Raw genomic sequence first — 16,724 nt, 5'->3', positions numbered from 1 at the left:
TTAACTCCTATAACCTTGTGTGCGGGGTTGGCAGTACCAATTTGCTGCTGTTACTATTATAGCAAATTATTTAGAAATTGGTAACTGCTGGCTGTTGGCTGTTGGCTGATGCCTAAAACCTCAATTCATATTCCGCAGTGACGCGGTTGTCTCCTTGAAAATTACTGGAACTTCTGAGTAAAAGTTTATCGCTCAATCGATAGCGCACAGTAAATTCGGTCGGTTGATTTGCTGACAAAACTCGAATGATTGATGCTGAAATATTGCGCGTGATGTCAAACCCAACTTCTAAACCTAAACCGAGAGAACCCGCACCAGAACTGGAACTAGCACTTTGTGCTTCGTTGCCTCTAATTCGAGTGGGAAATAAGCGAAATTCGCTCAATCCTGTGGCGTTAGTAATCGCAGATTGAATGTTGTTCAATAAACCCGCGCCGGCTAAATTTGCGATCGCCAATGTACTGTCTCCCTGTCCCAAAGTCTGCACGAAACTGCCGCCCAATAGCGCTACAATCTCTATTTCCGATCGACTCGGAGAACTCCTCAACTCCAGACTTTCGGCCAATTGAGAAGCCCTTCCCTGCACTAACGCTTGAATTCTGACACTCCGCACATTGCCGAAAGTTGTCGGTTCGTCTGCTATTTCAGAGGCTACAGATGTGCCGGGAGTGCGGAACCGCGTTACTTCCTGAACCGAAGTTGCTAATCTCACATCCAGCGTCGGATCTAGTCCTTGTGTTGGTATAAAGGTAGCAGTCTGGGGGTATCCTCGATCGAGTCTAAACTCTGTGGTAAACAAATTCACCGACCCAGAAGTCAACCGAATCGTACCCTCCGGGCGAAGGTCATCTAAAGTTCCATTCACCGTCAAACCCCCAGTCGCCTGAAAACTCAATATCGGCGCACTTGTTACCCGAATTCCCCGGCCCAAATTCAGCCGCAAATCGTTCAATCCAACTTCAAAGGAAGGGGTAGTCGGAGTCGCAGGAGAAGCAGAAACCTCAGTTGTAGGGGAAGCAGAAACCTCAGTCGCAGGGGAAGCAGAAGATGTGGAATCAGAAGCAGAATCAGAAGCAGAAGAGGAAGAAGCTAACTCAGTTGTGCCGCCGCCGGGACTCCGCAGAAATACTTCGCCGTTGTACAGTTCAATATTACCGCTCAACTGCGGGCGCCTAGCCGTGCCCCTTGCTTGCACCTGACCGACAACGCCGCCGCTGTACAATCCTCTGAGATTCACTGCCAACTTGTCTAAATTTACAGCCAAAGGATTATCCGCATCGACATCGCCCTCCGCTAAGGGCACAGACAGCGGAATCACGCCAGCGGCGACCACTTCTCCCTGACTCAACTGTCCCCGAATTCCTTCTACCCGAATACGATCGCCCTCAAAGCGCACCGTCCCAGTTAGCCCTGTCAGCGGTTCTGGGAAGGCTTGCGCGCGGACGGTTGCATTTTCAAAATTCGCAATTCCTTGCGCTACAGGGTCTTCCAGCGTTCCTCCCACGCGAATTTGCACCTGTCCCTGACCGCTGACCCAGGCAACTTGGGGAGTCAATACATTAATAATTGCCAAACCTTCATTTTGCAAATTCGCCCTTACATCAATTTGATTGCTGTCGGCTTTCACGGCGGCAAACGGCAACTCAAAAGGCAAACTTCCGGCTACCTCAATCGGTTCGGTTTGAGTTACCAAAGCGCTGCCGCCAAAATTCAGGCGGGCGTTGCTGTAACTGAAACTGCCGTCGGCTTGTTTAATCGGTTCTCCGTTTAGCGTACCGTCAAGCAAACTCAATTCCCCGGTGGCTTGCGGGTTTTCCAAACTGCCGGCCAAGTTCGCCCGCAAATTCAAATTTCCGGTGACATCCACAAAAGGCAATTCCACCAGTTTTGCCAACTCTTCGACGGGTACATTTTCTACCCGCAACTGCCCGGATTGAGCTTTTTGTCCGAGTTGTCCCGAAAAGCCGATCGCACTTTTGCCAGATCGAATTTCCAGAGGCAAAACAGTTAAGATTCCGTCCTGAAAACTGCCTTCAATGCTGAACTTTTCGGCGACATATTCTCCCCACTGCCAATTATCGCCTTTCACGTTAAATTGAGCTTGTACACCCGTCTGCAAAGAACCGGCGACAGCAATTTCCGCACCAAAAGTGCCTTGCAATTGAGATAAGGGAGGCAATGTTTCTGATGCTTCCACTGCTTGTTGCTGCTGCAAAAGTATTTCAATTTCTGCCAAACGGCGCAACTGTTCGATTAGCGGGGCTTCTGGTTCTCCGACTGCCACAGTTTGCACGTCGCCGCTGTCACCGTAAACGGGAGGTTTTAGGCCTCTAGCTAAGTCGCCTAAATTGAAATATTGCAAAGCTGCTAAAACCTGCTGCAAATTGCCCTGCTGTACGTTAACTTTCCCGGCAAATTTCGGGTTAGCGCCTGTTTGAACATTGCCGGAAATTAAGTATTGACCGCTGCCTTGACGTAATATGCCGTTGGTGAGAGTGGCGCTGCCGTTAGCGTAGCTGAATTCGGCTTGGAAACTGTCACCTTTAATGTAGCCGATCGCCGGTTGGGCGATCGCAATTTGTCCGGTTGCTTGCAAAGTCGCCGGATTTAACGGCAGCTTCCAACCGGGCACGTTGACTTGTCCCGAAACCGTACCGGTAATCGGCCCCAAACCAGCATCTTTACCCGGTGATAGATTCAAAGCAGCGAGGGGAAAATCGCTTAAATTAACTCGCAAAGTTTCTCCTTCGGTTTGCCCCCTAGCGACAGATTCCCCGCGTTGAATTAAGAAAGATGTCGGCAGAAAAGATTGATTTAAAGCTACTTCAATTTTGTCGCTGGCGCCGGCCAAACGCAAATCTACACTTTTCCCCGCATCCGCATTCACAGTCCCCGCCAGTACCGGGTCAAAAGCGATTTGATTTACTGCTAAATTCCGCACTTCCACGTCGCCAACCAAGCTGAGGGCGGCGAGGGTTCCGGTGAGGCTGCCGGTAAAATCGACATTGCCGCGCAGGGGTGGGTTTTGCTGTGAGGAATTTTTGCCCGCCACGGTGGACAAAAATGCTAGTTGTTCTGCAGGTAAGGCTTCCAGATTAAAGTTGGCGAGTTTGATATCTAAATCTAAGTTGGAAATTGAGGGCAATCCTTTACCTTCGATTTCGACGTTAACAAAGCCATTTGCCGTCAAACCCGGAGTTGTGGCGTTCTCAATTTCTACCCGCTTGCCGTCCCAATTAAATACTGTCTCAAAAGGTTGTTTCAAAAACGGCAATTCCGAGATGCGGAAACTGCCGCCGGCGCGAACATTTTGTAGGGAAGCGGCAATCGGGCCGGATAAATTGATATTGCCGTTAAACAGTCCTCGAAGCTGGGGGAGATTTGGGACATCAGAGACTAAACCTTGGCCTTGCAAGCTTTGGCGCTGGGCTTCAAAGGCTTGCTGGAAGCGACTTAGAGCAATTTGCTCGCCCTCGATAGACGCGCGCCAATTCCCCGATGCGGCGCTGCCTTTAGCATTGACAATTCCTCCGCCGTTGGCGAGTCGAATTTGTCCGTCGCCGTTGGCGGTGATGCCGTTGGCGGTTAGATTATCTACTGTTCCTAAAATGCGGACTTTGCCGTCGAGGGTTCCGTTAATTTCTGGCGGTAAATCCGCTGTCAGCAAACCTGTTTGTTTGAGGGTTTGTTCTAAATTGCTGACGGCAATTCCGTTTGTTTCTAGCAATGCTTGCAAGTTGCCGTTGTCCAATTTTGCCGTAGTATCGATCGCCCCTAGTCGATCGACCAAAATCCGTCCTTCTCCGCTAGCACTAATTCCCTTGGCTGTCAAGTTATCCAAACTGCCCGCTGCTTGGAATTCGCCGTTAACTCTGCCGTCAAATCCTTTAGGCAAAGTCGCTGTCAGCGGAAACAGTTGGAGATTGCGAACAGTTTGTTCTAAGCGGCTGAGAATAACTCGATCGGCATCGGCGAAAGCTTGCCAGCGTCTGTCTTCTAATTTACCTCTAAAAGCGACAGCACCGTCAGCAATATTGAGTTTGCCGCTGCTGTTGACAGAAATATCGGCGGCGGTTGAATTATCAAGATTGCCGCTGGCTTGAATTTGATTCGATATTTGTCCGTCTAGCGATTTTAGATTTTGGATTTTGGATTTTAGATTGTTGATATTGGCGACTGTTTGGGGATTGTCGGCAGTGAAAGCCAAGCCAACATCTAACAGTGGCAATCCTAAATCTACCAAACGGCTGATGGAAGTGCGATCGGTTTCTGCAATTCCTTGCCAATTTCCCGCTGCCAATTCTCCTTTAAAATTAACATTGCTGTCGGCAAGATTGAGTCTGCCGCTGCCGCTGGCATTGATGCTGCTAGCAGTCAAATTGTCAAGACTTCCCGATGCTGTAAATTGACTCGATAGCAGTCCGCCGATCGATTTTAGATTTTGGATTTTGGATTTTAGATTGGCCGCTTGCTGATTTTCGGGATTGAATGCTGAAGCCACATCTAACAGCGGCAATCCTAAATCTACTAAGCGGCTGATGGAAGTGCGATCTGTTTCTGCTGTTGCTTGCCAGTTTCCCGCTACTATTTCTCCATTTAAATTGACATTGCTATCGGCAAAATTGAGCCTGCCGTTGCCGTTAATATTGATGCCGCCGGCAGTCAAATTGTCAACATTTCCCGCGATTTGAAATTCACCTGCTAGCTGTCCGCCCAGCGATTTTAGATTTTGGATTTTGGATTTTAGATTGTCTATATCTGCGGTCGTTTCCCGTGCTAAAAACGGCAAACCAATATCAATCAATTGATTGATTGCTACTTTTTCAGTATTGCCAAAAACTTGCCAGTTCCCCGATTCTAGTTCGCCATTAACATCAACAATACTGTCAGCAATATTCAGCGTTCCTTTGCCCGCCGCTGCGATCGCATTTAAACTCAAATCGTCCAGAGTTCCCGCAGCTTCAACGGTTCCGCTGAAGAAACCAACCCGTTCAGGAGGCAAATTAAGCCCCGGCAGGACTTGCTGCAAACGGTTGAGGGCAACGCCATTGCCCTCGATGATAGCTTGCCACTGACGGTCTTTTAGCGCAGCATCCACGTTAACAGAAGCGTCGCCAATCTTCACAACTGTATTTTGCAAATCCGCCAAATTCCTTGCGGCTCGAATTTCGCCCGCAGCGGGGAAAGTTGCTTGCGGTGCTTGCCATTGAACTCTCGCTTGAATGTTGTCTAACGGGCCGAAAATTTGAGCGTTGGCGGAGACAGTACCAAGTGTAACAGTAGCAGGAATCGGGAGAGCGTAAATTTGGGCGAGATTATCTGCAGGGACGTTTTCAACTTGGAAGTCAAACACCAAACCAGATCGCGAATTCTCACTTCCCAAAGCTAGATCGACTTCACCTTTCCCGCCAATTTTACCGCCCGCCGCCGGCACTACCAAAATATCGCTCAAAGTCAATGCTAAAGAGGAAAACGGGGGAATAGAAGATTGAGAATTGGGAGTTGGGGTTTGAGCCATTCTCCCGCGTTCCAATTTGAAATTAGTGCTAATATTGTTGAATTGCAGTCGATCGACTGTAGCAGGTTTTGTCGAGGCGATCGTACCTGTCAGCACTGGCATTGCAAGTGTTCCAGTCAGCTTGGCATCCGCCTTCACTTCTCCCGCCACAGCCACGGGTAATACTACTTTTTGCCCTAACTCTGTTTCCACCGCACTGACAACATTTGCAACAGCGACTGGTTGCACGTTCGTGGTTAGATTGAAGCTAGCTTGTTGGAGATTAAAATTAGTTCCAGTTGCAACTGTTCCTGCTATTTTCAGCGGAATTAAACCGTAATTAGCCGCCAGACTATCGACAATCAAATTAGTTCCCTGGAACCGCAACTGACCGCTGCTATTTTGTACTATCTGTTTCAGCGGAGAAATACTCGCTTGCACTCCTCCAAAACTAGCTGCTCCGGTAATTTCCGATACTTTATTGTCTCGCAGTTGCACGGTCAAATTGCCATTACCCAGACCTTTTTGTAAATAAATTCCGGGAATTTTCAGCAAGCGAGCGAGGTCTGGCAAAGGCAAGTTTTGACCTTGCAACTGCACGTTAGTTTGAGCCACAGGTAAGAGAGAATCAGCTTTTACTATAAAATTATCGCTGTTAGTAAACTGACCGTTTAGTTCGTATAGAACGCGCTGATTTTGGTCGCGAAATAGAGCGCTGCCATTTTTTAAGCTTACAGAAATCGGAGCCGAAGTTTTTTGTCCGACTGCGGGACTCGGTAGCAAAACTGCAGCGACATTTTCAGCTCGAATTGCCTCAACTTCAGTTTTAAATAAACCCGGAGATTTCTTCTCCCTAGTTGGAATATTAACCCAGCGGCCCTGAGCATCCTGTTCGATATAAGCCTTGGGTTGAACTAAAGTAATATCTAATTTGAGAGTGCGGTCTAACAGCAGCGGCAAGATTGAAAATTGTACTTCGACTGCTTCTGTAGAAGCGTAATCGGGATCGGTAGGAGTTGCAGGTAAAGTCGATCGGCCAAACCGCAAACTTGTTAGAGAAAATCTCTCCAAACGTCCGAGTTGCACAGGCCGCTCCAGCAACTGACTGACTTCAGTTTCCACCAAAGGAGCTAACTTTTCCCGCACCCACGCCTGTGCTACGGCCACCCCAACCAAGGCGATAATGCCCAATCCCGTACCGCTAAGCAGCAGCAGACGCCACCAGCGGCGGTGGGGGCGGGGTGCGAGTTGATTTTTGTCGTCATCCGAGTTAGTCATGGGTGTTTCTCAGAAATCAGAGAATTCAGGAATTAAGGGAATCAGCCGATTTTAGACAGGTATAATTTCTGCGATCCGCCTGGGTGGCTTCTGCCTTTGGTAGACTCACAAGTGAGGTAGGAAGTGCCGATCGGGCGTTAGCGTGGCCCGCCCCTACGGGGGCTGCGCCAACGCACAGGATCGAATTTCAAGATTCACGCCCCCCACTGCGGGGCAGAGTCCAAGAACCTTTACCAAACTTAATCAAAACACGCAACAAGACCTAATACCAAGTCCTCCAACTCCCCTAAATCCTCTCGATCCCCGCGCGTGCAAGATCGGGGGTCAAATCTAAAATCTAAAATCTAAAATCTAAAATCTAAAATCTAAAATCGCCCGATCGCTCCTAAGATAAAAAAACGGTGGTTAAGAAGGTCTTTAAAACTTATGCGAGTGTTCGTCTTACTCTTCAATGCCCGCACCGAGAACGAGGGAATTCATACCATTCAACTCGGCGATCGCAATAAAGTTCTGATGTTTGAGTCAGAAGACGACGCCACCCGCTTTGGCGTGATGTTGGAAGCTCAGGATTTCCCCGAGCCCACTGTCGAGGCGATCGACGATGAGGAAATTAAGGAGTTCTGCAACAGTGTTGATTATGATTGGGAACTGATACCGGCGGGGGCGCTGGAGATTCCGCCAGAAAACAATGTAACACAGACTCAGTGGCAGCCGGAGTCCGAACCCGATTCCGCTGCGGATTCTGAGGTTTCCCAAAACGAACTGGATTCTATTCGCCGCCGACTCGAAGGACTTTTGTAATAGCCATTAGTCATTAGTCAGCAGTTGTTGGTAATGGATAATGGGTAATTGCCTCTCTCAAAGGAAGTAGATTTAGCCGATCGCCCGCAAGCGCAAATTTCGAGCTTTTGAGTCACGACTTCACCCAGCTAACCAGAGGGCCGGCAATGCGTACCCTATTGTGTACACCTAATGACTGTTGACTGTTGACTAATGACCAATGACTAATGACCAATGACTAATGACTAATAAACAAACATGAAGAATTTGGAAGAACGAGGCCATCTGCTGACTGAACAGGTGAATACCAACAGCGAGAATTTAGACCAACTCAGTTCGATCGAATTAGTGGACTTGTTCAACCGCGAAGACGCCCAAACATTAAGCGCGATCGCCCGCGCCCGCGAAGATTTAGCCCGGGCGATCGACATTGCAGCCGAGTCTCTGCGTCTAGGAGGCCGCCTGTTTTACGTCGGTGCGGGTACTTCCGGGCGTTTGGGGGTGCTCGATGCCGCCGAGTGTCCCCCCACCTTCTGCACGCCGCCAGAACTCGTACAGGGCATAATTGCCGGGGGTGCGGGGGCTTTGGTGCGGAGTTCGGAGGATTTGGAGGATCGGGCTGAGGATGGGGCTGAGGCGATCGCCCACCGTCAAATTACCTACTTAGATGTAGTTGTCGGGATTACGGCTGGAGGTACGACGCCGTTTGTGGCGGGGGCTTTGCAGGCGGCGCGGCAGCGGGGGGCGAAGACTGTGTTTATGGCCTGCGTACCTGTCGAACAAGTGAGTTTTGAGGCTGATGTTGATATTCGGTTGTTGGTTGGCCCGGAGGTAGTGGCGGGTTCGACGCGCTTGAAAGCGGGTACAGTCACAAAAATGGCTTTGAATATCCTTTCAACTGGGGTAATGGTGAAGCTGGGGAAGGTTTACGGCAATCGGATGGTTGATGTGGCGGTTACTAATAAGAAATTGCGCGATCGGGCTGTGCGGATGTTGCAGGATTTGACTGATTTGAACCGGGATGAGGCGGGTTTTTTGCTGGAAAAAAGCGGGAAGTCGGTTAAATTAGCTTTGATGATGCACTGGACTAATTTGGAGAAGGAAGAGTGCGATCGAATTTTGGGCGAGTTTCAAGGAAATTTGCGATCGGCTGTAGCATCAATTAGTCATTAGTCATTAGTCATTAGTCATTAGTCATTAGTCATTAGTCATTAGCTCTCTTTTGTCACTTCGGGCGAGAGTATAGCGGTATGGTGCGTCGCTCATTGATAGTCGTAAATAATCAGAATTCTGGCGGCGACGCACCCTACTTTAATTAGAATAGGAGTAGGATAATAATCTCTACCGAAAGTGACTCAAGAGGGTTAGTCATTAGTCATTAGTCATCAGTCAGTGGTGATTTGTTAGCACAATGCCTTTCGGCGATGATGCCCCATTCCCCATTCCCCATTCCCATTCCCCATTCCCCATTCAGTTGTCAACTGTCATTTGCGCTATCGATTCAAAAAATTGTGAAATCTCTTCAGTGGATCTGATGTGATAAACACTTTTGGTATTTTGAGCGCGATCGACATACTCGCGATATCTGGGAGTCATATACTTGTGACACAACCAAAGAACGCGGTAACTATTAATTGAACTCTTCAATATCGGACTGTTTTCAGGCCAGCCTTCTGGGGGTATAAAGCTACCTGAAATCAGCCGTTTAGTCACCCACCAGAAATGCACGTATAGCGGTAAATCGACAAAAACCAGACTATCCGCCTCGTTGAGTCGCGGCCAGAGGGTTTCCATGCAACCAAACCCGTCAATAATCCATCGGTCAGTAGCTAAAATGTGATCGTGGGTACGCTTATATTCTTCATAGGGAACCTCAGCACCCCCTGATTGATATTGAATCTTATCCAAGATGTAAAGTGGCAAACCAGTGATTTCCGATAATCTCTTGCTGAGAGTTGATTTACCGCCTCCAGTATTGCCAAACACGGCTACTTTTTTCATAGTTACCCTTTTAGTAATTTAGTTATTAGTCATTAGTCATTAGTTATCAGTAGCAGACTAAAAGCTGAAGGTGGATCTAATTTGTAGCTTTCAAAAAATTAAATTTGGTGATTTGTGGCGCGGATCACTGACGTTTTTGAAAAAGGCGATTAGGGTCAGTATATATATTTGTTGTTGTGCGGTCGCTTGGATATTTTATCACACAAGCGACCTCGGCTCGGTATTGTCGATCGATTTGTAAAATATCGGTCAAATCTAAGGCGATCGCTCCTTAGTTAAAAAAGCCGTTTCTGAAGCCAACGCACCTAGTACCAGACTGCTGGATACTTGACCCAGTTTAAATTCTAAAACCGAGTCCTATGCAACCAAAGCCTAACCTTAACCTATACTCATTCCTGGGCCATCTCCCCTGGCTGAAAAAAAGCTACACTGCCAAAATTATGGTGGTTGCATTTTTAGGCACGCACGTTCCTTTGCTAACCTTAATGGTCTGGTTTCTTACCTCAAACGCTTACTCTGTAGAGACATCAGTCCGGGTTCTGCTGATTGCTCTGCTGGCGACATTAGCGGGAACAGGAGCAACGCTTTCTACGCTACGCTACCTCCTGGTTCCGGTAATCTTAACCTCGGAGGCTCTACAAAACTACCTCGATACAAGAACATTGCCGAATTTACCCACAGAGTTTGATGATGAAGTCGGTACGCTGATGGCAAATTCCTCACAAACGCTTTACAAACTAGATGAATTGATTCATTACATTACCCACTACGATGAAGTGACTGGATTGCCCAATCGTGACTTATTCTGCGATCGCCTGAATCAAACCCGATCTCAAGATCACTCACCCCTAGTCGCAGTGTTGGTATTGGGTATCGACGATTTCACGGGGATGCGCCATGCGTTGGAGCCTGGGATATGGGACTTACTAATTAGAGCCGTTTCCCAACGGGTGGTAAACTGCATGGATCGGTCAGATGTCTTGGCGCGTTTGGGCGACGGTGAGTTTGCGATCGCTCTCCGCGAACTCCCCTCGCTGGAGAGTGTGGTCAAGCTATCCCAACTGCTGCTGAGTACGCTGGCAAAACCTTTCTCTGTAGAGGGCAACCAGATCCACATCACCGCCAGTCTTGGCATTACATTGAAGCATTTAGAAAATACCAATTCAGCAGAGCAACTTCTCCAGCAAGCTCAGTTCGCACTTCATCAGGAAAACCAGCAAGGGCGCAGTCACTATCAGTTTTATTCACCCGAAATGAACGTTCAGTTACAGGAGCGACTGGCCCTAGAAAATAGCCTGCGCTCCGCGCTGGAGCGTAACGAACTACTGGTTTACTATCAACCGCTGATCGACCTCGACAGCGGAAAGGTGACAGCAACGGAGGCGCTGGTTCGCTGGCAGCATCCTACAGAGGGTTTGGTCTCTCCGGCAAAATTTATTCCGATCGCCGAAGCCAATGGCGAGATCGTGCCCATTGGTGAATGGATCTTGCGAACGGCTTGCGCTCAAACCCGTAGCTGGCAACTGGCTGGGCTGCCAGCGCTGCGGATTTCGGTGAATTTGTCGGCTCGACAATTTGAGCAGGCGAATCTGGTTGATATGGTTCGCCAAATTTTGGCCGAGACGGAACTCGAAGCTGCGTATTTAGAACTGGAAGTGACTGAAACTGCCTTGATGACTGACATTGAGCGATCGGTCAAAATCTTGATGCAACTGCGAGAACTTGGCGTGTCTCTCGCCCTAGACGACTTTGGCACGGGTTATTCTTCCCTCAACTACCTGCAACGGTTTCCGGTTAATATGCTCAAGATCGATCGATCGTTTGTCAACGATGTACTGTCTAACCCGGACAGCGCCACCATTACTGATGCCATCATTGCTCTGGCAAAAAGTCTGCGGTTAACGATCACCGCAGAAGGCATTGAAACCAAGGAGCAGCGTGACTACCTGCAAGCGCGAGGCTGCCATGAAGGTCAAGGGTTTTACTTCAGTCGGCCTGCTAACGCTGACACGATCGCCACACTGCTAAACAAGTCGTTTCAGTCTGATGCAGCACCTATCGCTCTTGCCACCCACTTTTAAGCTGCACCATTGGCTTTCACTGGCAGTGCGATCGTAAAACTCAGTACCCGTGCCTGCGGTTGACTTGAGGGCGATCGTAACGCCGTGTTTTTCCGTCCAGGACTGTATAACAACCAATCTCTCAAAACAGCCGCCCGGATTGTACTCTCAAAGTTAAACGTAAAGCGCTCTCGTTTTTAGATTCCTGACTTCTCCAATAAGTCGGGAATCTGGCTAAGCTGTTCGACATTTAAAGGACGATTGTAGGGTGCGGAGCGTACAAGCGTTTCCCGCATAAGCGCGGAGCGTGTTCGCGAATGGCGCACCTTACCCGGTTTGTTAGTCGTTTAAATGCGTAACAGCTTATGCTGTTTTTTAGGCGTTGACAAAAACAGAAGATGTAAGCTGACTTTGACTGACACCCTGCACGATTCCCAAATAATTACTGCCAGACTTAATCGCCCAAGAAGCGACACTTGCGCCTCCATCCAACTGCAAACTCACAGCTTCAAAAGTCAAGTTTGCAAACCCGATACCGTCAGTCAAACCAATTTTATCCCCAGCCCCAAAATCGACAATTACATCAGCACCAATTAAACTAGCCGAAGCAGACAAACCTCCCGCCAGAATAAACGTATCATTTCCAGCGCCGCCGATCAGAATATCTTGCCCGCGATCGCCCGCCAACAAATCAGATCCGTTACCGCCAATCAAGACATCATCTTCTTTGCCGCCGCGAATAGTATCGTTACCGTCAGATCCGATTAGTCGATCGTTCTCGTTATTGCCGCTGATAAAATCATTGCCAACACCGCCATCAATTGAATCGGATTCTTTGCCGCCGGATAAGCTGTCATTGCCGCCTGCGCCATTAAGTGTATCCGCACCTTGCATTCCATTAATGCTATCAGCACCTTCTCCCCCCGTGATATTATCTTTGCCGGAAAGGGCAAAAATTGGCAATCCCGCAGCATTTGTCGGTATTTGACTGTCGGCACTATCTGATAGGAAATAATTGCCGTCGCTGGCTGTATTTTTGGGTGATTGTGTCGGGCTACCGTCCCCTGTAGCATTGGGTATTGGCGAAGTAATCGATACCAATGTGTTGGGAGTTGGTGTGGGAGTAGGCGTGGGAGTTGGTGTGGGAGTTGGTGTGGGAGTCGGTGCGGGATTGACACTACCGTCAAGAGAAGTCGCAAAAACTTGCGTCCAATAGTGATTGAAATTTTCTGTGCCAGTATCGTCGGCTAAGAAATAGTAACCAATCCCAATTTCTTTGAGATTCGGGTTGAGAATGTTAGCCCGGTGGCCGCTGCTGTTCATCCAAGAGGATACAACTTGTTCGGGTGTAGAAGAACCCGCAGCAATATTTTCTGCAGCCGCTGAGAACTTATAGCCCGTTGCAGTAATGCGACTGGTGAATGACGAACCATCTTTTCCGGTATGCGAAAAGAAGTCTTGCAGTGCCATGTTTTGGCTGTGATTTTCCGCCGCATTTAGTAACTGAGTATTTAAGGTTAGCGGGGACAAACTCAATTTGCCGCGTTCAATGTTGGTAAGTTCTAAAACTCTATTAATAAAGTTTTGATTCGTTGCGGTTGGTGCGACTTGAGAGACCGATCGCTCTCCTGTTAAAATGTCCGAGGACTGATAACCGGAATTGGGTAGTTGTTCAAGCATGGGGACGATCAAGAGTTTTAAGAGTTGTTTTTGCTGGTAGATGACTTACCCTCTTAACGATTTTTTCCCCGATCGCTAGCTGGCTGGGTACAATTCAATAATTGTATTAATTCCGGCCGCTGCTTTATCTATTTTGATTATAGCTGTTCTCAAAGTGCGGATGTCAAGATACGGGCTCTGGTTGGGACAGGGAAAAGTGCGATCGACTTTGAGGAGAGTTTTCAGGAAATTCGCGATCGCCCGTGACATCAATACAATTTTAGATTTTAGATTTTAGATTTTAGATTTTTCCTGATTAGTCTGGTTTATGCGGCGCACCCAGCCTGCTGGCTGGCGGCTAGAAACCCGGTTTCTACGAGTTTTGCAGAGAGGAACGACAAATATAGGAAGAAACCGAGATGTTGCACGATTCTCAATTACTTGTTTAGGAACAGGCTTTCCGGCCTGTTCCACAAGAAAAAAATTCACGCAAGATGCCTGTTCCACAAGAAAAAAATTCACTCTTTGTGGAACAGGCCGGAAAGCCTGTTCTTGAGAATGGTGCAAGATGTGAGAAGAAACCGGGTTTCTGAAATATGTGTGCGATCGCGAACAGAGTTTTTAGTAGAATCATCAGAAAAAATTCTAAATTAATTCAAAATTCACAACCGGGCAGGCTTGTTCGCGATCGCCAAAGCAATCTCAAGATTTCACACTATTTTCTTGTCCGACTTTAGCCTCCCGAGCAACTTGCTCAACCTCATCTTTGGCGAGAATTTCCAAAGCCGCCTCTGCTTCTTTACCGCCCAACCGTCCCAAAGCTTGAGCTACTCTGTAACGGATCTGCCAATCAGCATTGGAAGCGTAGGGAAGCAGCAGCTGCAGCGCGCGTTTATCTCCCAATTCACCTAATGCGCTGATGGCAATGGTTTGGATCAATTCGTTTTCAGAAGTCAGGGCATTTTCTAACATCGGAAAGGCTTTTGGATCTCCCATTTCTCCCAAAGCTGCGACGATGCTCAGTTGCACCAGCCATTCAGAGGTACTGCTATAAACTTGCTGCAAATCTTCTAAAGCATCGGTTAATTTCAATGCGCCCAAAGCATCGGCGGCGGCTGCTTGCACGTCGGGTTCGGGGTCGTTGTTCAGGCTGTTTCGCAGTACCTCTAAAGCGTTCGGCAGATTCTGCGTGCCCAGGGTTGATATCTGGCTGACTGCTGCGTAGCGAACCCGGACGTTTTTGTCGCCGATCGCAATTTGAATTAGTTTATAGGCGATATCGGGTTCTAGTTGCCGCAGTTGGTTGACGGCTCGCAGTCTTTCGCCAAAATCCTCGGAATTCAGCAATTGTTCGACAGACTCAGGGGTAATGCTCATTCGATTTTAGATTTTAGATTTTAGATTTTAGATTTGGTAATTGGTAATTGCCAAAAGCGAGCGAGATTTAAGGAGCGATTCCCTACGGGATAGCTTCGCTTCACGACTCATTTTCTGATACAGTCCTGGAACTGCAACAGCTAATTTAAGACTCCGCAGCCATCGATCGGATAATATCTCCCCTAGTGAGGATGCCGATTACTTTGCCTGCCGAATCGACCACCGGCAATCGGTGGATGCTGCGATCGTGCATCAGTTTGGCAGCTTCTTGGAGAGATTTGTCGGGCCCGATGGTAACTGGCTCTGTACTCATCGCTTCTCCTACTGTTTGTCCTAAAGCTTTGTGGAGTTCTCGCTCGTAACGAGATGGATTTTCCAAATAAATCACGCTGTCGAGCACCATGATATAAGCGGGCGGAGTTACGCCGGTTTCCCGCCACATCAAGTCGGTTTCGGAGATGACTCCTACCAGCAAGCCATTCTCATCAACGACGGGAAGACCGCTAATGCGTCGATCGGCTAAAATTTTAATCGCTTCGTTCAAGGGCATTTCGGGTCGCGCCAAAATCGGCTCCCGGCTCATTACATCGGCTACTGTTTTTGGCATGATTAGCGGTTGATTGAGTTGTTTCTCTAAATCGATCATATAGGGAAAGGGCGGCACAGACTGAAGAAAGGCAGCTCTGCTGAAGGGATTCGTTAGAAAGTAGAAGGAAGGAAAAAGCTTGAATGCCAGAATTTTGCTGTTTTTTTCGATCGCACTATAAAATTCTGCCCTTTGCCGGACTCCGGCGAGCGATCGGTCTGACCAAAATTAATGGGATTCAAGCCCCGTCCTTCTAGGACGGCTTTTTCTTGGTTTTCAAATTCCTAATTAACTCTCTAAGAACATCAGACTTAGTTCTGCCAACCGCCACACAATATTTTTCAAGTATCTCTAATTCAAAGTCTTCGAGCCTAAAATCTAATCGTTTTTTCATGAGTTTGTACGGATATATGGTGTACAATACTAGCATGAAATCACGCTACCAGTACCGAATTTATCCATCCGAGCAACAACGCAAAGACCTGGCAAGGCTCTTTGGTTGTGTGAGAGTCGTATGGAACGACGCTCTGGCACTGTGTAAGAAATCGGAGAAACTACCTAGCAATGGAGATTTGCAAAAAATATGCATTACTCAAGCCAAAAAGACCCAAGAGCGTGAGTGGTTGAGCGAGGTTTCTAATATCCCATTACAGCAATCTATTGCTGATTTAGGTGTAGCTTGGAACAACTTTTTCGCATCTATTAAGGGAAAAAGAAAAGGCAAAAAGGTTAATCCCCCTAAATTTAAGCAGCGGACAAACAGACAGTCAGCCCGTTTCCGAAAAGGGGGATTTAGCATCAAAGCTGCCAAGGTTTTCTTAGCCAAAATTGGGTGTATTAAGACTAAATGGTCGCGACCTCTGCCGTCTGAACCAAGTTCAGTCACCGTTATTAAAGACACCGCAGGGCGCTACTTCCTTAGTTTTGTTGTTGAGGTGCAGCCCGAAACCAAGCTAGCTTCTAACCCAGCAGTGGGTATTGATTTGGGCATAAAAATTTTTGCGGCGCTCAGCACGGGAGAGCGAGTGGCAAGCCCCAGCTACTCAAAGTTAGACCGTAAAATTCGACGCTCTCAACGCAAGTTATCACGACGCTCTAAAACATCAAAGCGGCGTGAACGGATGCGATTGAAGGTGGCGAAACTCAAAGCAAAACTGCGAGATATCCGCAAGGACTTTCTGCATAAACTATCGACTAAGGTGATAAACGAGAACCAAGTTATCGCCCTAGAAGATTTAAACGTCTCCGGACTCCTGAAGAACCGCAAATTATCCAGAGCAATCTGCTCCGCTGGATGGCGGGAATTCAGAACAATGTGTGAGTCTAAGTCGGAGAAAGTTGGACGTGAGTTTGTTGTCATCAGCAGATGGGAACCAACCAGCCAAGTTTGTTCGGATTGTGGTTACCGCTGCAGGGTAAACGCATCTTAACTGGAACCCAAAATATGCTACAGTTAAATCCGACTAAATTTCAATGTAGTTTGTTG

General features: G+C 47.9%; 10 protein-coding genes. 4 read left to right on the top strand and 6 right to left on the bottom strand.

The window, feature by feature from the left end:
• Nucleotides 1-112: 112 nt before the first annotated feature.
• A complete protein-coding gene (locus QUA50_RS20250) occupies nucleotides 113-6,775 on the bottom strand; it encodes a translocation/assembly module TamB domain-containing protein (RefSeq protein WP_333266280.1) in 6,663 nt (2,220 codons plus the stop codon).
• 426 nt (nucleotides 6,776-7,201) lie between these two features.
• Here QUA50_RS20250 and QUA50_RS20245 point away from each other — a divergent pair, with 426 nt between their 5' ends.
• Complete coding sequence (locus QUA50_RS20245) at nucleotides 7,202-7,576, top strand: DUF3110 domain-containing protein (RefSeq protein WP_333266278.1); 375 nt, start codon at nucleotides 7,202-7,204, stop codon at nucleotides 7,574-7,576.
• 237 nt (nucleotides 7,577-7,813) lie between these two features.
• Nucleotides 7,814-8,728, top strand: a complete 915-nt coding sequence (murQ, locus tag QUA50_RS20240; protein WP_333266276.1) for an N-acetylmuramic acid 6-phosphate etherase — start codon at nucleotides 7,814-7,816, stop codon at nucleotides 8,726-8,728.
• A gap of 297 nt (nucleotides 8,729-9,025) precedes the next feature.
• On the opposite strand, the gene QUA50_RS20235 is transcribed toward murQ, so the two are convergent.
• Nucleotides 9,026-9,556, bottom strand: a complete 531-nt coding sequence (locus QUA50_RS20235) for an adenylate kinase (RefSeq protein ID WP_333266274.1) — start codon at nucleotides 9,554-9,556, stop codon at nucleotides 9,026-9,028.
• 440 nt (nucleotides 9,557-9,996) lie between these two features.
• On the opposite strand from QUA50_RS20235, the gene QUA50_RS20230 reads away from it, so the two are divergent.
• Nucleotides 9,997-11,637: a bifunctional diguanylate cyclase/phosphodiesterase gene (locus QUA50_RS20230; protein WP_333266272.1), complete on the top strand. Its 1,641-nt coding sequence runs from the start codon at nucleotides 9,997-9,999 to the stop codon at nucleotides 11,635-11,637.
• 354 nt (nucleotides 11,638-11,991) lie between these two features.
• Here the strand turns inward: QUA50_RS20230 and QUA50_RS20225 are convergent, their stop codons facing one another.
• From QUA50_RS20225 to QUA50_RS20210, 4 genes are all read right to left on the bottom strand, one after another.
• Entirely contained in the window at nucleotides 11,992-13,296 is a 1,305-nt protein-coding gene (locus tag QUA50_RS20225; RefSeq protein ID WP_333266270.1) for a CAP domain-containing protein, read from the bottom strand.
• Between the two features lie 75 nt (nucleotides 13,297-13,371).
• Entirely contained in the window at nucleotides 13,372-13,545 is a 174-nt protein-coding gene (locus QUA50_RS20220) for a hypothetical protein (protein WP_333266268.1), read from the bottom strand.
• 432 nt (nucleotides 13,546-13,977) lie between these two features.
• The gene (nblB, locus tag QUA50_RS20215) at nucleotides 13,978-14,652 is read right to left on the bottom strand and encodes a phycobilisome degradation protein NblB (protein ID WP_333266266.1); all 675 of its coding nucleotides are present in this window, start codon (nucleotides 14,650-14,652) and stop codon (nucleotides 13,978-13,980) included.
• Between the two features lie 145 nt (nucleotides 14,653-14,797).
• Nucleotides 14,798-15,259, bottom strand: coding sequence for a CBS domain-containing protein (locus tag QUA50_RS20210; protein ID WP_333298826.1), 462 nt, complete (start codon nucleotides 15,257-15,259; stop codon nucleotides 14,798-14,800).
• Nucleotides 15,260-15,666: 407 nt separating this feature from the next.
• Here QUA50_RS20210 and QUA50_RS20205 point away from each other — a divergent pair, with 407 nt between their 5' ends.
• Nucleotides 15,667-16,668: an RNA-guided endonuclease TnpB family protein gene (locus tag QUA50_RS20205; protein ID WP_333266262.1), complete on the top strand. Its 1,002-nt coding sequence runs from the start codon at nucleotides 15,667-15,669 to the stop codon at nucleotides 16,666-16,668.
• Nucleotides 16,669-16,724 lie beyond the last annotated feature (56 nt).

This window comes from Microcoleus sp. M2_D5 (assembly GCF_036701935.1).
GTDB lineage: Bacteria > Cyanobacteriota > Cyanobacteriia > Cyanobacteriales > Microcoleaceae > Microcoleus.
The sequence above is the reverse complement of the archived record's forward strand: the minus strand, read 5'-3'. Positions and strand labels throughout refer to the sequence as shown.